We start from the raw sequence: 17,833 nt of genomic DNA, 5'->3' as shown, positions 1-17,833 counted from the left end.
ACCCCGACAGCTCTCCCGACTATCCGCCAACACGCCTACTACGGGTGCTTGCTCCCGATGTGCACGACTTGTGATGCTATGACCGTTTTTGCCGGACCTGGTGAGCGACGGGCAGCGGACCACGACCGGTGGTCCCTGGCACAGGGCGTGGGAGGGGTGGCGTGGCCGTGCGGACGCGGGACAGTCAGGACAGCAGTGCGCCGGAGGCCGGCGAGGAGCGGATCACCGAGGCGCGGACCAGCGAGGAGCGGATCGCCGAGGCGCGGGTCAGCGAGGAGCGGATCAGCGAGGATCGGGTCGCCGAGGACCGGGGCGAGGCCGGGCCGGTGGTGGAGGTGCGCGGCCCCGCCCGGGGCCAGGTGGACGTGCGGACGCTGACCAGGGTGCTGTTCGAGCGGTTGGCGGAGCTGCCGCCGGGCGCCCCGGAGCGGGAGCGGGTGCGGGCGGCGCTGATCGAGGCGAACATCCCGCTGGTGCGCTACGCGGCGACCCGCTTCCGCAGCCGGAACGAGCCGATGGAGGACATCGTCCAGGTCGGCACCATCGGCCTGATCAACGCGATCGACCGCTTCGACCCGACCCGGGGCGTGCAGTTCCCGACGTACGCGCTGCCGACCATCCTGGGCGAGATCAAGCGGTACTTCCGGGACAACGTCCGCACCATGCACGTGCCGCGCCGGCTGCAGGAGCTGTGGGTCCAGGTCAGCGGCGCCATGGAGGAGTTGACGGTCACTCACGGGCGCTCGCCCAAGGTGCCGGAGATCGCCGCCAACCTGCGGATCCCGGAGGAGGACGTCCGGGCCTGCCTGGCGGCCGGGCGGGCGTACAACGCGGCCTCGCTGGAGGCCGCGCAGGAGCACGAGGGCGGGCTGGCCCTGCTGGACCGGCTGGGCTACGAGGACTCGGCGCTGGCCGACGTGGAGCACCGGGACATGGTGCGCCACCTGCTGGTGCAACTGCCCGAGCGGGAGCGGCGGATCATCATGCTCCGGTTCTTCGCGAACCTGACGCAGTCCCAGATCAGCACCGAGCTCGGTATGTCGCAGATGCACGTGTCCCGACTACTGTCCAGAATCCTGACCCGTCTGCGGACCGGGAACTCCTGGGAGGAGTGACGCCGCGACGGGTAGCCGTGTGTCACTGCGGCGTGACATCTTGCGACGTTCGGGTTTGCCGGGGCGCCTGGGCCGGTATGGAGCTGGAGGGGTAGTCCGAAGCCGGGAACTGTCGCTGGGTAGTGCCCGTTGTACAGTCGGTCACGAGGGGGTGGAGCATGTCCGCAGAGCTGGGCAGCGCGGAGGGCCACGGTACGGCCGCCACGCTCGCGTCCGTGACGGCACCGGGGCCGGTGCCCGAGCCGGTGGTGGTCGTGGTGGAGATCCCCTCCCAGGCCACGGCGGAGCGGCCCGCGGCCGGGGAGCCGGCGGGGCCCGAGGGCGCCGCGGACGGGCGTCCCGTCCTCGAGAAGGGTCTGGACACCCGGACGCTCTCGCGCTCGCTGTTCGCCCGGCTGGCCGGGCTGGAGCCGGGCAGCGAGGAGCACACCTACGTCCGCGACACCCTGATCGAGCTGAACCTGCCGCTGGTCCGGTACGCCTCCGCCCGCTTCCGCAGCCGGAACGAGCCGATGGAGGACATCGTCCAGGTCGGCACCATCGGCCTGATCAAGGCGATCGACCGCTTCGACCCGGAGCGCGGGGTGGAGTTCCCCACCTTCGCGATGCCCACCGTGGTCGGCGAGATCAAGCGCTTCTTCCGGGACACCAGTTGGTCGGTCCGGGTGCCGCGGCGGCTCCAGGAGCTGCGGCTGGCCCTCACCAAGGCCGGCGACGAGCTCTCCCAGAAGCTGGACCGCTCCCCCACCGTGGCCGAGCTCGCGGTCTTCCTCGGCGTCACCGAGGAGGACGTGGTCGAGGGCCTCGCGGTGGGGAACGCGTACACCGCCTCCTCGCTGGACTCCACTCCCGGCGAGGAGGACGGCGACGGGCCGCTGGCCGACCGGCTCGGCTACGAGGACCTGGCGCTGGAGGGCGTCGAGTACCGCGAGTCGCTCAAGCCGCTGCTGGCCAAGCTGCCGCCGCGCGAGCGCCGGATCATCATGCTCCGGTTCTTCGGCGGGCTGACGCAGTCCCAGATCGGCGAGGAGATCGGCATCTCGCAGATGCACGTCTCGCGGCTGCTCACCAAGACCCTGAGCCAGCTGCGGAACGGGCTGACCGGCGAGTAGCGCCTACGGCTCCAGCAGGTTGGCGCGCAGGCCGGCCAGGACGGCGTCGTCCAGGCCGAGGCCGTCGCGCCAGAAGTGGTCGAAGGAGTCCCAGCCCGCGTCCACCTCGGCGAAGGCGGCGTCCAGGAACTCGCGCTCGGCGCGGAGGACCGGGAGCAGCAGCGAGGGGTCCTCCATCAGGCCGGAGGTGCCGAAGCTCTCCATCAGGTGGTCGACCACGCGGGCCGAGCGCTCGTTGGTGAGCAGGTAGTCCTGGTAGACGGTCCCGCGGTCCACGCCGAGCGCGGTGAGGGCCAGGGCGGCCACCCAGCCGGTCCGGTCCTTGCCGGCCGAGCAGTGGAAGAGCACCGGCGGGCCGTCCGGCGCGGCCAGCAGCCGCAGGACCTCGGCGAAGCGCTCGCGGGCCTCGGGGGCGGTGACGAACCAGCGGTAGAGGCCGGTCATGATGCCGGCCGCCCGGCCGTCGCCGAGCAGCTCGCGCTGGCGGGCCGGATCGCGGTCGGCGAGGGCGTCGCGCAGGGCCACGTAGACGTCGAAGTCGGCGGCGAAGACCGGGAGGTGGTGGAGCGTCAGCCCGCCCTCCAGGGTGAGCGCGGCGGCGGTGGCCTCGGCCTGCTCCAGCTCGGCCAGACCGGCCACCGGCAGGCCGGGCATCCGGTCGGCCCCGGCCTCCCGGACCTCGCCGAAGCTGCGCAGGTCGACCACCCGGCGCACGCCGGCGGCGAGCAGCGCCGCGCCGTCCTCCTCGGTCAGCCGGTGGAGCGCGTCGGCCCGCAGCGCCACGCCGTGGCGCACCACCGAGCCGTCCGCGGTGCGGTACCCGCCCAGGTCACGGGCGTTGGAGGCACCGGCCAGTCCGAGGCTGCGGGCTTGCTCGACGGACTGGGTCACGGGGGCCTCCGGGGCACGCTGGAACGGGAGTGCGGATCTTCCGCGCCAGTCTAGGCGGGTCGGATCCGCACCCCGGAGGGCGTCCCGGCAGGTGACGGGGTGCGTGGCGGCACGCGGTGCGGCGCACCGCACGGCGTGCCGCTACGCGGGGTCACTTGACGGCCAGCCAGATGACGGCACCCAGGACCGCCAGGCCGAGCACGGCGAGACCGACGATCAGGCCGGTGCGGCTGTTGCCGCCGGTGCTGCCGTAGGTCGTCACCGAGCCGGGCGCCTGCGGGGCCGGGGCCTCGTCGACGAAGGCCCGGAACATCTGGGTGCTGCCGGCGGGGTCGTAGTCGTTGTCAGCCATGCCACGGACTCTAGCCAACCCCGCAGGTCGAGGAACACCCCGGACCCCCTCGTTAGTGGTGCCCGATGGCAGCACTGCTACGGGCGTACGACGGTCCTGTGAAGGCCCGTGGAGAACCCGCGCGGGCCGGTGAACGGTGCGGTTGGATCGCCCCCATGACCGACATCCTCAGTGACGCCCGGCACCGGGTGACCCTCGGCGCCTCGGACCTCTCCGTCTCCCGGCTGGCCCTCGGCGGCAACGTCTTCGGGTGGACCGCCGACCGCGACGCCTCCTTCGCCGTGCTGAACGCCTACGCCGCGGCCGGCGGCAACTTCGTGGACACCGCCGACGTCTACTCGGCCTGGGTGCCGGGGAACACCGGCGGCGAGTCCGAGGCGATCATCGGCGAGTGGCTGCGCAGCCGGGGGAACCGGGACGCGGTGGTGGTCGCCACCAAGGTCGGCGCGCACCCCGAGGCGGAGGGCCTCTCGGCGGCCACCGTGCGCTCGGCCACCGAGGCCTCGCTGCGGCGCTTGGGCCTGGACCACGTCGACCTGCTGTACACCCACCGGGACGACCTCGGGACGCCGGTGGCCGAGATCGTCGGCGTGCTGGACGAGCTGGTCCGGGAGGGCAAGGTCCGGGCGGTGGCCGCCTCCAACATCGGCGCGGACCGGCTGGCCGAGTCGCTGGCGCACTCCGCCGCCGAGGGCCTGGCGGCGTACGTCGCGGTGCAGCCGAACTACAGCCTGGTCTCCCGCGGCACCTACGAGGGCGGGCTGGCGAAGGTGGTGGCCGAGTACGGGCTGTCCGCCGTGCCGTACTACGCGCTGGCCTCGGGCTTCCTGACGGGCAAGTACCGGCCGGGCGGCCCGGAGGTGGACAGCGCCCGGGCGGTCGGCGCCTCGCGCCACCTGACCGAGGGGCGCGGCCTGGCCGTGCTGGAGGCGCTGGACCGGATCGCGGAGGGACGCGGGGCGGCCCTGGCCAGCGTGGCGCTGGCCTGGGTGGCGGCGCAGCCGACCGTCGCGGCGCCGATCGCCTCCGCGCGGACGGTGGAGCAGTTGCCGGCGCTGCTGGAGGGCGTGCGGCTGGAGCTGACGCCGGAGGAGCTGAAGCTGCTGGACGCCGCCTCGGCGGGCTGACCCGGGCCGGCCGGCTGACGGATGGGCGGACGGGCGGACAGACGGACAGACGGACCGTCCGCGCGGGCCCGGGGCGGCTGGTGCTCCGGGCCCGCGCGGGCTCTCCGCTACGGGCGGCCGATGTGGGTCGGGAAGTAGCCCTGGGTGAGGGTCGAGATCCGGATCCGGGTGCCGGGGCGGGCAGCCTCGAGGTACTTGTTGTCGCCGAGGTAGACGGCGACGTGGTGGATCCCGGAGGCCCGGCTGCTGTTGGACCAGAACAGCAGGTCCCCGCGCCGGAGTTGGCCCGCATCGATCGGCGTGGTGGCGGCGTACTGGTCGTCGGCCACCCGGGGCAGGGAGATGCCCGCCCGGCGGTAGGCCTGCTGCACCAGGCCCGAACAGTCGTACCCGGAGGGGCCGTTGCCGCCCCAGACGTAGGGCTTTCCCAACTGGGCGGTGGCGTGGGCGATCGCGGCCTCGACCGAGGAGGAGCCCGGCTGCGAAGGTTGCGACGCCGGGGGCTTGGGCTGCGGCGCCGGGGGCTGCGGCTGTCCGGCGCCCGCGCCGGTGCGGGCCTGGTAGACCGAGAGGTGGCTGGTCCAGCGCCACTCACCCGAGGCGTTCTTGAACCAGTACCTCGAACCGTCCCAACCCTGCCTGATCCCACCGGAGTCGGTGGGCCGGCCGACGGAGCTCCCGGTGCGGGCCTGGTAGACCGAGAGGTGGCTGGTCCAGCGCCACTCGCCCGAGGCGTTCTTGAACCAGTACTTCGAACCGTCCCAACCCTGGCTCCCGGCAGCGGCGTTGGCGTTCGCCGCACCGAGCCCGAGGCCGACCGTACCGGCTCCGGCGAGCACCGTGGTGGCCACGCAGGTGGCGCGCACCGCCCGGTGTATTCGCCCGGGCTCGGCGTCCTCGCGGGCGGCCGCGGACCTGCTCCGCTCCTCCTCGCGGCACGGCGGGCAGGTGCACAGCCCCTCCCCCAGGGAGGTCTCGGAGAAGTCGATCAGGGCGGGGTCGGTGGCTATCCTCACGCGGGCTTTCCTTCCTTGCGCCCGGCCCTGGCGGCCGGGGACGGCACGGCGGCGGCCACCCCGGCGGGGGCCACGAAGGCGACCAGCAGCTGCTCCATCAGCGCGCTGCGGGCGGCCTCGTCCAACTGGTGCGCGGTGGCCCGCTCAAGGCGGCGGACGGCCAGCGCGGCGGCCTCCACCGCGTCGTCCACCAGGACGGTGCGCAGGCCCGCGTCCAGATCGGCCAGCCGACGGCGGCGCATCGACTCGGCGACCTCCGGCGCGTAGTCCAGGGAGAGCGGCTGCACCGAGTAGGCCTCGATCCCGGCCGGGGCGACCTCGGCGGCCAGCGCCCGGGTCAGCTCGTCGGCGAACCACTGACCATCCCGCAGGGCGGGCCCCGGCGCGGAGTTGGAGTCGCAGGGCAGGGCGCTGGCGATCCGGGTCAGCACCGCGTGCACCTGCTCGCGCAGGTAGGCCTCGTGCTCGGCGATGGCCAGGGCGGCCCGCGCGGTGTCCCGCACCCGCCAGACGATCAGCAGCCGGACCACGATCGGGGTGCCGGTGCGGTCGGTGACGTGCACCGGCTCGCTGCGCCAGTGCCGGAGCCGGACGTCCACCCGGCGGCGGCGCAGCAGCGGGTTGACCCAGAGCAGACCGGTACGGCGCACCGTGCCCCGGTACCGGCCCCAACGGGTGAGCACCCGGGTCTCGCCGCCCGCGTTGACCAACAGTCCCGACAGCGCGACCAGCACCGCCAGCCCGGCGGCCGCGACGGCCGCTGCCGAACGGAGCGTCACCTCGGAACCGCCGCTCGCCCTCGCAGCCTCGCCACGGAGGTCGGGCAGCACGTCCGGGTGCGGCAGCACCCCGGCCCGGGCCAGCACCAGCAGCACCCCGGCGATCCCGGCCAGCAGCACCAGCAGGGCCAGCCAACCGGGCAGCGAACGGGCCTGGCGCTCCCGGAGGTTGGGGTCGGTCCGGGGCGGGCGACGGCCGGCCCGGGCCTCGGTGACGGCCAGGCCCTCGAGGGTCGGCGCGTCGGCGGGCGGCGCGGCCGGCCGATCGTGGGCGGCAACCCTCGGCGCCTCGGGCGCGGTCGGCGTGTCCGGCGTGTCGGGCGTGGCGGGCGTGGCGTGGCCCGGCGTGACGGCGTCCGGCACGACGGCGGGCTCGCCCTCGACGGGCAGCGGGTGCACCTTGATCAGCGGACGGGCGACCGCACCGGCCACGGCCAGGCTGAGCGGCGTGGCGCCGCCACCACCGGGCAGCTCCGGCCGTTCCGGCAGGACCGGCGGCCAGGTCTCGGGACGGGGAGAGGGTTCGCGGGTGACGTCCATGCACGGGTTCCTTGGTGGTCGGTGTGTCGCGCAACGGGCGGCCCGGAACTGACGGGCGGTGCCAGGTTCAGGCTAGGTTGATAAGTCATCAAATGCGACATTTGCGGCGCGGCGTGTCGAGCATATCTGACGGCGCGTCGGGCGACGCGCCGTCAGATTCCGCAGCTCAGCGGCGTCGTCGGCCGCCACTGCCCCGGCTGAGCACCCGCCGGGCCAGCAGGCCGAGCGCCGTCAGCATGAGCAGCAGCCCGAACGCACCGTTCCGCCAACTCTCGGCCTCGCTCTGGGCCCCGACCGGCGGTGCGGCGAGGTTCCGCTCCTCCGGGCCCGTCTCGGACGGCGAGGGCGTGGGGCTCGGCGGAGGCGCCGGAGCATCGGCGGCCTCCGGCTGCCCCGCCGCAGAGGTGGCGGCGGGTTGCCGCGCCGCGGAGGGGGACGGCGACGGCGTACCCGAGGGGGCGCCCGAAGGCGAGGCCGACGGTGACGGAGAGGTCGTGGTGGCCGTTGGCGAAGCCGACACGACCGGGGGGGCTGATTCCACCGCAGGTGCGGCGGCCGGCCCCGACGGCGACGGGGAGACCGGGCTGCCCTGTTCCGTTTGGGTGGACGGCGAGGCCGAAACCGAGGGAACGGCCGCGGCGGACACCGAAGGTGACGCAGCCACAGTCGCCGACCCGGACGGCGACGCCGACGGCGAGGCGGGGGCCGACGGCGCGGGCGAGGCGGACGGCGCGGCCGGCACGGACCCCGAAGGCGGGGCCGACACGGCTGCGGACGCCGGAGCCGACGACGGCGAACCCGAAGCGGCTGCGGCTGCGGCTGCGGACGCGGACGCGGAAGGCGCTGCGGACGGCGAGGCCGACGCGGATGCGGGGGCGGAGGCCGAAGGGGACGCCGAGGCCGACGGGGACGGCTCGGGTGCGGCCGGGTCCGTACCGCCGCCGGGCACCACGATCGGGACGATCGCGGCCAGCTCGTCCGGCGTCAACACCGGTCCGGTGTACGGCGGTTCGGACGGCTCACCGGACGGTGTGGGGCGTACGGAGGCCGGCACGGTCGGCAGCAGCGACGGCGAACCGGACGGCAGCGGAAGGGCGCTGGCCGGGACGGACGGCGACGGCGTGTCGGCCGGACCCGACGCCGACGGCCCCACGGCGGGCAGGGACGGAGAAGCCGAGGACGGGACCGACGGCAGGGCGGCCGCCGAGGGAGAGGCCGAGGCGGAGGCGGACGGCGAAGGCACCACCGCGACCGACGGCGACGGCGACGGCGTGGGCGTGGGCGTGGGCACAACCGAAGGCGAAGCGGAGGGCGAAGGTGAAGGAGACGGCGACGGCGACGGCGAAGGAGACGGCGACGGCGACGGCTCCGCCGGCGGACGGACCGTCAGGTCGGCCGCGTTGGCCGAAGCCGTGTTCCCCGCCCGGTCCGTGGCCGTGACCACCACCGCGTAGTCGCCCGCCGCCAGGTCACGTGCGGCGGTGCAGCTCCAGGCCCCGTCCGCCCCGGTGACGGCGGTGCAGAGCACGAACCGCTCCCCCGCCGCCCGCGGCCGGGCCGTGACGGTGACGGTGGAGCCGGGCTCGGCGCGGCCGGTGAGGCGGGGTCGGGTGGTGTCGAGGACCGCACCCGCCGCCGGGGAGCCGAGGGAGGGCCGGGGCGGGGCGACGGTGTCGACCACCAGGGTGGCGGGCTTGCCGGCCGTGCGGTTGCCGGCGGCGTCGGAGGCGGAGGGGGTGAGCTGGTGACGGCCGTCGGCGAGGTTCTCCACCGGGAGGCAGGACCAGGTGCCGTCGGCGGCCACGGCGGTGCTGCACAGCTCGCCGGCGATCCGCCCGGCTCCGGGCGCGGCCGGGGAGTCGACCACGGAGACGGTGGTGCCGGGGTCGGCGGTGCCGGTGAGCAGCAGGCCGGGGTCGTTGGTGTACTCGGGGAGGGTCAACTGCGGGGCCGAGGGCGGATCGGTCTTGACGGTGAGTCGGATCTCCTCGCCGCGCAGCACCAGCCCGCCCCGGGTGGTCTCCACCGGGACCAGGACGTGCTCCCCGGCGGGAAGCGGCTGGTCCGGGCGGCAGACCCAGCCGCCGTCCCGTCCGACGGTCGCGCGGCAGAGCTCGCGCTCGCCCTCCAGCACCGCGACGGTGGCGCCGGCGACGCCCGCCTCGCCGCGGATCTCCGGGCGGGCCTCGGCCAGCACGCTGCCGCTGACCGGGCTGGTGAACTCGGGGCGGGCGGCACCGACGGTGAGCCGGACCTTCTGGTCGAGCACCTCGCCGGAGTCGGCGAAGCCGCCCGGGTTGACCACCTGGGCGGCGGCGTGGGCCAGCCGGAGCCGGGCCCACGCCTCCCCCGCGGCCGCGTTGCCGGGCACGATCCACTCCAGCCGGGCGCTCTTCGCGCCGGGGACCACCTCGGCCTGCACCCGCTCGGGGGCGTCGAACTTCCCGTTGTGGTCGAAGTCGATCCAGCCGGCCAGGGTGGCCGGCCCGGAGGCGGCGGCGACCGGGACGGTGGCCTCGTAGTAGCGCCCGATCGCGGCCTCGGCGGGGAAGACCACGGTCGGGTCGGGGCCCTGGTAGTCGCCCCGGCCCGGCTGGGGGGCGCCGGGCGCGGTGGGCCGCTCGAAGGCGCTGCGGCGGGACTCGCCGCCGTCCAACTCGACCATCGGCTGCGAGCGTTCGAGCAGGGCCTCGGGCTCCTGCGGGCCGGCCGGGCCCTCCGGCACCAGCGGCCGGGCCACGGTGGCGGTGCCGGGGCGGGCCGCGCCGGTGGCGGTGCGCCCGAGGAAGAGGTCGGAGACCAGGTGCGAGGCGTTGGTGTAGCCCTGGGGCGCGCTGCCCACGCCCTCGTCCAGGGTCACCGTGTACGCCTGCCGGAGCGGCGCCGGGGCGGGGGCGGAGCCGCTCGTGGTGCTGCGCTGCTCCAGACGGAAGGTCACGGTGGAGACGGTGCCGGAGAGTTCGAGACTCCCCTGCCCGGGCCCGGCCTCGGGGCCGGTCTCCCCGGAGCCCGCGGGGGTGAGGGCGTTGTCGGTGACGGTCCAGCCGGGCCAGTCGGTGCGGGCGACCAGGCTGGGGGCGCTCGGGCTGCCGCCGGTGACGGTCAGCCGGCTCACCGTGGAGGTCGACCCGTTCCTTCCGCCGGCCAGCGCGGAGAGGCCGCTGAGGTGCAGCCGGGGATTGCGGACCGGGCCGGAGAAGGAGAGCTGGAGGGTGCCGAGGGTGCGCCAGGAACCGTCCGTGGTGGGCCGTTCCGCGCCGAGTTCGAACGCGGTGGCCGGATCTCCGCCGCGCAGCCCGTCGGAGTATCCGCCGCCACCGGTGGCGAGCTTTCCGGCACCGCCTTTGGCGGTGATTCCTGGGAGGGGGGAGAAATCCAGCTGGACACGGAGTCCGGAGGGCAGCGCGGCGCGGCGTTCGGCCGACCAGGAGTCCGGGGTCTGCTGCGCGACCGCGGCCGGGGCCAGCAGCGGTGAATTCCAGCCGAGCAGCAGCCCGGTGGCCAGCACCGCCGCCATTCTCCGCCCGATTCCCGACCTCCGGCCGGCGCTCCCACCTGCCCTCCCGGAGGCGAGCTCCGCCGCAGGTGCGGCGCACCGGCCCGAGCGGGCGGCTGACGGCGTGTCGGCAGAACGGAACTGTCGGCTCATCCGGCTCTCCTTCGGTGTCGGCCGCGAACGGGCACGGCGGGCATAAGTTCCGACAAAACGGAATCACGACATGGAGTCCGTCATACCGTGACACTGCGGGGAACGTCCCACTGCAACCCGATTGGCGGTCACTCGTCCGGCAGTCTCCGACTTACCCCACGCGCACCGGTTCCAGCCGTCGGAGTTGTCCGCCAACCGGACGTTAGGGGGCCGTGCCTGACCATTCGTCACCGATTTCCGTTCGAATAAATCTCCGGTTGAGTAGAGTCAGCGCAGTGTCCTTCGACCCCGCGCTGCTGCGCGCCAGCTTCGCCGTCGTCGAGCGCCGGGCCGACCAGCTGGTCCGGTTCTTCTACGTCCACCTGTTCGCACACAACCCCGGTCTGCGCAGGCACTTCCCCGCCGACCTGACCGCACAGCGCGACCGCCTCTTCCGCGCCCTCGCGCAGGTGGTGCTCCACCTCGACCAGCCCGCCCGGCTCACCGAGTACCTGCGGGGGCTCGGCCGGGACCACCGCAAGTACCGCGCCGCCGCCGAGCACTACCCCGCCGTCGGGGCCAGCCTGATCGCCGCGCTGCGGCACTTCTCCGGCCGGTCCTGGACCCAGGAGGTGGAGAAGGCCTGGACCGAGGCGTACACGGTGGTCTCGCAGACGATGATCGAGGCCGCCGAGTCCGACGCCGAAGCACCCGCCTGGTGGGAGGCCGAGGTGACGCACCGTCGGCGGGCCGCCGCCGACGTGGTGGTGCTCACCCTCCGCCCCGACCAGCCCTACCCGTACGCGGCCGGCCAGTACCTGACCCTCAGTTCGCCCCGGCTGCCGCGGCTGTGGCGCCCGTACTCGATCGCCAACGCCCCGCGCCCGGACGGCACCCTGGAGCTCCACGTGCGCCGCGTGCCCGGCGGGACGCTCAGCCCGGTGCTGGTGAACGACGTGCTGCCCGGCGAGCGGCTGCTGCTCGGCGCGCCGCTCGGCTCCACCGTTCTCGACCCCGGCTCGGACCGGCCGGTCCTGGCGGTGGCCGGCGGCACCGGCTGGGCCACCGTCAAAGCGCTGCTGGAGCAGCTCTCCCGGGGCCCGGCCCGCCCGGCCACCGTCTTCCTGGCCGCCCGGGACGACGACGACCAGTACGACCTGGCGGGCGTCACCGCGCTGGTCACCCGACACGCCTGGCTGGAGGTGGTCCTGGCGGCACCCGAGCGGGGGGCCGGCCCCGAGGAGGCGGCCGCACTGCTGCGCACCGGGCTGCGCCGGGCCCGCGACTGGTCCGGCCACGACGTCTACCTGAGCGGGCCTCCGGCCATGGCCCCCGAACTCACCCGTCTGCTCACCGGGCTGCACGCCGAACCGGAGCTGATCCGCCACGATCCGGCCCCACCGACCACCCGGCCCGACGGGCACCTCAGCTCGGCCGAGTGGTTCCTCAGACCCTGAAGGACCCCGGAGGCGGGTGGGCCGGGAACGGCGAGAGGGCCCCGGGATGTCCCGGGGCCCTCTCGTCTGGTGCGCTCAGCAGGATTCGAACCTGCAACCTCTTGATCCGTAGTCAAGTGCTCTATCCGTTGAGCTATGAGCGCTTGCGCGGCCCAACTGGCGGGCTGCGAAGCGGTGGTGCGTGGTGCGCTCAGCAGGATTCGAACCTGCAACCTCTTGATCCGTAGTCAAGTGCTCTATCCGTTGAGCTATGAGCGCTTGCCCCTGGCGGGGCGTTGCGGGGACAACATTACATGACCCGCGACCTGGGGCGAAATCGATTGCCCCGGGGGTACGACACAGGAGCCCCGACGGTCAGTGACCGCCGGGGCTCCCGGTTGAGCGGAGGCTGAGGGATTTGAACCCTCGATCAGGAATAACCCCGAAACCGCATTAGCAGTGCGGCGCCATAGACCGGACTAGGCGAAGCCTCCTCCACAGGGACCGCACCGGCGAAGCCGGTGCACTCCGTGCGAGTGTGATGATGCCACAGCCTGGGGCCCCGACACCAACCGCCGCCAACGATACTGGGCGGGTCGTCCGCGGTGCAAAGAAGAATGAGATACTCCAGTCTCCCGAGAGAGCGCGAGCCGCCGGTCGCACGCCGTGACGCAAGCCGTGAGGAGACCTGTCGACATGAGCAGCAGGCCGATCCGAGGCGCTGCTCGCCTCGCCGCGATACTCGACGCGCTGCCCGACGCACTGCTGCTGGTGAACAGCAACGGCACCGTGGTCGACGCCAACGCCGCTGCCGTGCAGGCGATGCAGACCCCCGGCACCTCCCTGGTCGGACGCGGGGTGCTCGACCTGCTGCCGGAGTTCGACCCGAGCCGGATCCCCGGTTCGATGCGCCCGGCCCCGCGCGAGCCGGAGGGTCTGGACCGCCCGGTGCGGATGACCGCCCGGCGGACCGACGGGACCACCTTCCCGGTCGAGGTCTCGGGCAACGACTTCACCGACGAGGGCGAGGGCCGGGGCGGCTCCGGCTACACCTTCTATCCGGACGGCGGTTCCTCGGCCGGGGAGCTGCTGCTCCTGCTGGTGCGCGACCTGAGCGGCCGGCTCGGGGTCGAGGCGGAGCTGCGCCGCCAGCACAAGCAGACCGAGATGATCCTGCGGGCCGCCGCCGAGGGCGTGCTCGGGGTGGACCTGGACGGCCGGGTGGTGCTGGTCAACCCGGCCGCCGCGCACATCCTGGACTACCGGGCCAGTGAGCTGGGCGGCCGCGAGCTGCACCCGCTGGTCCAGCACTCGCAGGCCGACGGCACTCCGCTGGCGCTCGAGGGATCGGCGCTGCTGGACACCCTGCTCTCCGGTCGCAAGCACCGGGTGCGCGGCGCGGTGCTCTGGCGCAAGGACGGCACCCCGGTGACGGTGGACCTCACCACCGCCCCGGTCCGGGACGGCGACCAGCTGGTCGGCGCGGTGATGACCTTCACCGACCGGACCAGGGAGCTGGCCCTGATCGCCCGCAACGAGCACCTGACGGCCGTTCTGGAGAGCGAGCTGGGCGGGGCGTTGGAGGACCTGCGGAGCCGGATCGACGGGCTGGCCGAGGACCCGGCCGGCTCGCTCTGGCCCGAGGCCAACTGGACCCTGCGGCGGCTGGCCGACGAGTGCCGCCGCTTCGGCACGCTGATCGAAGGGGTGCTGGACCACCAGCGCTTCGAGGTGGCGGCCGAGTCCGGGCGGGAGCAGCTGGACCGCGAGCCGGTGCCGCTGGACGAGGTGGTCAAGCGCGCGGTCGAGCAGGCCGGCGAGCTGGTCGGTGCGGGCCGGGTGCGGTACTCGGTGCACGCCGCCTCGGTCGAGGTGGTGGCGGACCGGGAGCGGCTGGCCCGGGCGCTGGCCCACCTGGTGGCGGACGTCAGCGGTGTGGCGCTCTCCTTGGACGGCGACACCGGCGAGGCCCCGATGGTGGTGCTGGCCGCCGCCCAGCGCGGCGAGGTGGCCCGGATCGAGGTGCGCGGCCCGGCCCGGGCGGCCAACCCCGTGCACCTGCCGATCGCCCGGGGCACCGTCGAGCGGCACGGCGGGGTGCTCCAGCGGCACGACCTGCCGGCCCGCGGCGGTACGACGTACGTGGTGGAGCTGCCGCTCGACCCGGCCACCGCCGCCCTGCACCGGACCAGGCCGAGCGTCCCCAAGGAGACCGACACGGCGATGCTGCCGGACCTCCCCGAGGTGCCGCCCGCCGAGGAGGCCCGGGGCGGGGAGCCCGCCGGGAGGCCCGCCGACCGCGCGGAGGCGGACGGGGAGGAGCCCGCGAAGGACGGGGAGCCGCAGGCCCGCACCCCGATCGCGCTGGGCCCCGGCCCCGACGCGCCGTCGGCCACCGAGGCCGCACCCGCCGAGGATGGCGGCCGGGTCGGGCGGCGCCGGCGCGGTGCCCCCGCCCCCACCCCCGGGGAGGCGCTCGCACTGCCGGGCGTGCCGGACCCGGGCACGCCCGTCTACCCCGGCCTGGAACGCTCCCTGACGGAGGCCCAGCCCGCCGCCGAACCCACCGCCACCCCGCCGACCGGGCGCCGCCGCCGGCTCGCCCTGCCCGCCCAGGCCGGCCAGGGGAGCCAGGGGCAGCGGACGGACGAGGGGAACCGGTCCGGCTCCGAGCCGGAGGCGGCCCGGGGCGCGCTGGAGCTGCCCGCCGCTCCCAACGGCTCGTCACCCGCCCTCCCCCCGGCCCTCCCTGAGCCCCCGTCGGTCCCGCCGACCGCGCACCTGGTGCCCGCGGGCGAGTCCGGGCCGCCCCAGCCGGTCGGCACCGGGCTGGGCGAGCTGGCCCCGCCGCGCCCGATGGGCGGCGGCTTCGCGGGGGCCTTCCCGAACGCCTTCCCGCAGCAGCCCGCGGGCCCGGGCGGAGCGGAGCGCGCCGCGCTCCCTGCGCTCACCTCCGGCGGCGCCCCGGCGGACGGGCTCGCGCCCGGCGCCGGCGCACCGAACACCGGCGCGCCGAACACCGGCGCGCCGAACACCGGGGCACCGAACACCGGTGCGCCGGGGGCCGGTGGGCCGGAGGCCGGTGCGTCCGAGGGCGTGCGGCAGGACGGCGCGCTGGTGCCGGCCGCCCCCGCGCCCCGCACCCCGCCCCGGCCGACCTCCGAACTCGCGCTGGCGGCGGGCCCGTCCGGCCAGGTCCCGGACGAGTCCCCGACCGTGGTGGTGCCCGCCGTGGACGGCGGTCCGCGCCGCCTGCTGGTCTGGCCGGAGCCCGAGCCGGCCACCGAGCGGGCGCTCCAGGACCGGGGCTTCCTGCCCGTCACGGTCCGCTCCCGCGAGGAGGTCGACTCCGAGGCCCCCGGCTACCCCGCCGCGCTCTTCGTCGACCCGCTGACCGGCCCGATCACCCGCACCGCACTCCAGTCGCTGCGCACCGCCGCGCTCAACAACCGGGTGCCGGTGCTGGTCACCGCCGGGCTCGGCCAGGCCACCCGGGACGCCGCGTACGGAGCCGAACCGGCCGTGCTGCTGCGGGCGTTGGCCCCCAAGGACAGCGAGAACCACGCCCCCCGGGTGCTGCTGGTGGAGTCCGACCCGGACGTGGCCGCCGCGCTGATCGGCGGTCTGGAGCGGCGCGGCATGCACGTGGAGCACGCCACCGACGAGAACGACGCGGTCTCCCGGGCCAGCAGCGTGCAGCCCAACCTGGTGGTGATGGACCTGCTCCAGATCCGCCGCCGCCGGCTCGGCCTGCTGGACTGGCTGCGCGCCAACGACCGCCTGCACCGGACCCCGCTGGTCGTCTACACCTCGGTGGACCTCGACCCGGCGGCGCTGCCCCGGCTGCGCACCGGCGAGACGGTGCTCTTCCTGGCCGAGCGCTCCACCTCCGACGAGGTGCAGGCCCGGATCGTCGACCTGCTGGCCCGGATCGGCTCGCTGGCCGAGCCCGCCGCCGCCGAGCGCTGACCGGCAGCGACACCTGCGCGGACGCCGACGCGGGACGGGGCCCGGACCGCCGCACGCGGTCCGGGCCCCGTCATCGCTGACCCGGCGTCACTTCCCGAGGGTGGTGACGTCCAGCTCGTCGGCCGCGTACTGGGCACGGATCACCTTCTTGTCGAACTTGCCGACCGAGGTCTTCGGCACCGCCTCGACCAGCGACCAGCGCTCGGGCAGCTGCCAGGAGGCCACCCGCCCGGCCAGGAAGGCGCGCAGCTCGGCCAGACCGGCGGTGGCGCCGGGGCGCAGCACCACGGTGGCCAGCGGGCGCTCGCCCCACTTCTCGTCCGGCACCGCCACCACGGCGGCCTCGGCCACCTCCGGGTGGGCCATCAGGTGGTTCTCCAGCTCCACCGAGGAGATCCACTCGCCGCCGGACTTGATCACGTCCTTGGCCCGGTCGGTCAGGGTGAGGTAGCCGTCCGGGGTGATGGTGCCGACGTCACCGGTGCGCAGCCAGCCGTCCGGGCTGAACTTGTCCTCGGGGCGCTCCGGCTCCTGCCCCGCGCCGCCGAAGTACGCCCCCGCGATCCACGGGCCGCGCACCTCCAACTCACCGGCGGAGACGCCGTCGTGCGGCATCCGCTCGCCGGCCGGGCCGATCAGCCGGGCCTCCACCGAGGCCGGGAAGCGGCCCTGGGTGTAGCGGTACGGCCACTCCTCCTCCTCGGTCAGCCCGCCCGGCGGGAGGCCGAAGGAACCGAGCGGGGAGGTCTCGGTCATGCCCCAGGCGTGCACCACCCGGATGCCGTGGCGCTCCTGGAAGGCCCGCATCAGCGCGGGCGGGCAGGCCGAGCCGCCGATCACCACCATCGCCAGGCTGGAGGTGTCGTAGGAGCCGGCGTCCAGCTCGTCCAGCAGCCCGTTCCAGATGGTCGGCACGGCGGCGGCCACGGTCGGCCGGCAGCGCTCGATCATCTCGGCCAGCGGCTTGGGCTGGAGGAAGCGGTCCGGCATCAGCAGCTTGGCGCCGGACATGAAGGCGGCGTACGGCTTGCCCCAGGCGTTCACGTGGAACATCGGGACCACCGGCAGCACGGTGTCCCGCTGGCTCATGCCGAAGCTGTCGGCGGAGAGCACCTGGAGGCAGTGCAGGTAGACCGAGCGGTGGCTGTAGGCCACGCCCTTCGGGTCCCCCGTGGTGCCGGAGGTGTAGCAGAGCGCGGCGGCCCGGCGCTCGTCGATGTCGGTCAGCCAGGGGTAGTCGGCCGGGCGGTCGGCGATCAGCGCCTCGTAGTCGTGCACCCGGCCGGCGAAGCCGTCCAGCAGCGAGCGGTCGCCGGGGCCGTTCACCACGATGTGACGGAGCGTCGGGTTGAGCTGCGGCAGCACGCCGGCCAGCAGCGGCAGCACGCTGCCGTCGACCAGGACGGCGTGGTCGGCGGCGTGGTTGATGATGTACGCCAGCTGCTGCGGGGGCAGCCGGAGGTTGAGGGTGTGCAGCACCGCGCCCATCGAGGGGACGGCGAGGTAGGCCTCCAGGTGCTCGGCGTTGTTCCACATCAGGGTGGCGATGACGGACTCCTCGCCCGCCCCGAGCTCGTCCCGCAGCGCGTGGGCCAGCTGCCCGGCGCGGGCGCCCACCTCGCCGAAGGTGCGGACCACCGGCCCGGTGCCGTCCCAGGTGGAGACGGTGGAGGCGGCGTGCAGGGTCGATCCGTGCGTCAGGATCCTGGCGACGGTGAGCGGTACGTCCTGCATGGTGCTGAACACGCGGGTCCTCCTTGACCGGGCGGGGGGACGAGCAATCGCGCCAGTGACTACTGGCGGGTAGTGAGATGCTGCTTGTCCCGGATTCCGTCGTCAAGGGAATGGACCGTCAGCGACGAAGGTCA

Annotated in this window: 11 protein-coding genes and 3 tRNA genes; 5 read left to right on the top strand and 9 right to left on the bottom strand. The window is 74.8% G+C overall.

Annotation, left to right across the window (positions count from 1 at the left end; translation table 11 throughout):
* The first annotated feature begins 326 nt into the window (after positions 1 to 326).
* Together ACWEPF_RS00905 and ACWEPF_RS00900 are read left to right on the top strand one after the other, a co-directional pair.
* Positions 327 to 1,115 carry an RNA polymerase sigma factor SigF gene (locus tag ACWEPF_RS00905; RefSeq protein WP_452170940.1) on the top strand — a complete coding sequence of 263 codons (789 nt, stop codon included), beginning with the start codon at positions 327 to 329 and terminating at the stop codon, positions 1,113 to 1,115.
* Positions 1,116 to 1,273: 158 nt separating this feature from the next.
* Positions 1,274 to 2,227 carry an RNA polymerase sigma factor SigF gene (locus ACWEPF_RS00900; protein ID WP_345287131.1) on the top strand — a complete coding sequence of 318 codons (954 nt, stop codon included), beginning with the start codon at positions 1,274 to 1,276 and terminating at the stop codon, positions 2,225 to 2,227.
* Positions 2,228 to 2,230: 3 nt separating this feature from the next.
* On the opposite strand, the gene ACWEPF_RS00895 is transcribed toward ACWEPF_RS00900, so the two are convergent.
* Together ACWEPF_RS00895 and ACWEPF_RS00890 are read right to left on the bottom strand one after the other, a co-directional pair.
* Entirely contained in the window at positions 2,231 to 3,118 is an 888-nt protein-coding gene (locus ACWEPF_RS00895) for a tyrosine-protein phosphatase (protein WP_452170865.1), read from the bottom strand.
* A 151-nt stretch (positions 3,119 to 3,269) separates the two neighbouring features.
* Positions 3,270 to 3,470 (bottom strand): hypothetical protein, encoded by a 201-nt coding sequence (locus ACWEPF_RS00890; RefSeq protein WP_345287135.1) that lies wholly within the window; start codon positions 3,468 to 3,470, stop codon positions 3,270 to 3,272.
* 155 nt (positions 3,471 to 3,625) lie between these two features.
* Here ACWEPF_RS00890 and ACWEPF_RS00885 point away from each other — a divergent pair, with 155 nt between their 5' ends.
* On the top strand, positions 3,626 to 4,597 hold the full coding sequence (locus tag ACWEPF_RS00885; protein ID WP_452170864.1) for an aldo/keto reductase: 972 nt from the start codon (positions 3,626 to 3,628) through the stop codon (positions 4,595 to 4,597).
* 107 nt (positions 4,598 to 4,704) lie between these two features.
* Here the strand turns inward: ACWEPF_RS00885 and ACWEPF_RS00880 are convergent, their stop codons facing one another.
* From ACWEPF_RS00880 to ACWEPF_RS00870, 3 genes are all read right to left on the bottom strand, one after another.
* Positions 4,705 to 5,613, bottom strand: coding sequence for a C40 family peptidase (locus tag ACWEPF_RS00880; RefSeq protein WP_452170863.1), 909 nt, complete (start codon positions 5,611 to 5,613; stop codon positions 4,705 to 4,707).
* On the bottom strand, positions 5,610 to 6,932 hold the full coding sequence (locus tag ACWEPF_RS00875; RefSeq protein ID WP_452170862.1) for an SPFH domain-containing protein: 1,323 nt from the start codon (positions 6,930 to 6,932) through the stop codon (positions 5,610 to 5,612). Before ACWEPF_RS00875 ends, ACWEPF_RS00880 begins: the two co-directional genes overlap by 4 nt.
* 166 nt (positions 6,933 to 7,098) lie before the next feature.
* Entirely contained in the window at positions 7,099 to 10,440 is a 3,342-nt protein-coding gene (locus ACWEPF_RS00870; protein ID WP_452170861.1) for an Ig-like domain-containing protein, read from the bottom strand.
* Between the two features lie 416 nt (positions 10,441 to 10,856).
* Here ACWEPF_RS00870 and ACWEPF_RS00865 point away from each other — a divergent pair, with 416 nt between their 5' ends.
* Complete coding sequence (locus tag ACWEPF_RS00865; protein WP_452170860.1) at positions 10,857 to 12,017, top strand: globin domain-containing protein; 1,161 nt, start codon at positions 10,857 to 10,859, stop codon at positions 12,015 to 12,017.
* A gap of 67 nt (positions 12,018 to 12,084) precedes the next feature.
* Here ACWEPF_RS00865 and ACWEPF_RS00860 read toward each other — a convergent pair.
* From ACWEPF_RS00860 to ACWEPF_RS00850, 3 genes are all read right to left on the bottom strand, one after another.
* Positions 12,085 to 12,160 (bottom strand) — tRNA-Arg (locus tag ACWEPF_RS00860).
* Positions 12,161 to 12,199: 39 nt separating this feature from the next.
* Positions 12,200 to 12,275: transfer RNA gene (locus ACWEPF_RS00855), tRNA-Arg, on the bottom strand.
* A 124-nt stretch (positions 12,276 to 12,399) separates the two neighbouring features.
* Positions 12,400 to 12,490 (bottom strand) — tRNA-Ser (locus ACWEPF_RS00850).
* Between the two features lie 202 nt (positions 12,491 to 12,692).
* Here ACWEPF_RS00850 and ACWEPF_RS00845 point away from each other — a divergent pair.
* Positions 12,693 to 15,965, top strand: a complete 3,273-nt coding sequence (locus tag ACWEPF_RS00845) for a PAS domain-containing protein (RefSeq protein ID WP_452170859.1) — start codon at positions 12,693 to 12,695, stop codon at positions 15,963 to 15,965.
* An 87-nt stretch (positions 15,966 to 16,052) separates the two neighbouring features.
* On the opposite strand, the gene ACWEPF_RS00840 is transcribed toward ACWEPF_RS00845, so the two are convergent.
* Positions 16,053 to 17,711 carry a long-chain fatty acid--CoA ligase gene (locus ACWEPF_RS00840; protein ID WP_452170858.1) on the bottom strand — a complete coding sequence of 553 codons (1,659 nt, stop codon included), beginning with the start codon at positions 17,709 to 17,711 and terminating at the stop codon, positions 16,053 to 16,055.
* Positions 17,712 to 17,833: the final 122 nt, after the last annotated feature.

The sequence above is a fragment of the Kitasatospora sp. NPDC004289 genome (assembly GCF_053602875.1).
Note: the sequence above shows the minus strand (reverse complement) of the source record. Positions and strands in the feature narration are given on the sequence as shown.

Bases quoted from the DNA above. Each gene is read 5' to 3' on its own strand.
- ACWEPF_RS00900 (WP_345287131.1), top strand. From the start codon at position 1,274: ATGTCCGCAGAGCTGGGCAGCGCGGAGGGCCACGGTACGGCCGCCACG.
- ACWEPF_RS00890 (WP_345287135.1), bottom strand. From the start codon at position 3,470: ATGGCTGACAACGACTACGACCCCGCCGGCAGCACCCAGATGTTCCGG.
- ACWEPF_RS00885 (WP_452170864.1), top strand. From the start codon at position 3,626: ATGACCGACATCCTCAGTGACGCCCGGCACCGGGTGACCCTCGGCGCC.
- ACWEPF_RS00875 (WP_452170862.1), bottom strand. From the start codon at position 6,932: ATGGACGTCACCCGCGAACCCTCTCCCCGTCCCGAGACCTGGCCGCCG.
- ACWEPF_RS00845 (WP_452170859.1), top strand. From the start codon at position 12,693: ATGAGCAGCAGGCCGATCCGAGGCGCTGCTCGCCTCGCCGCGATACTC.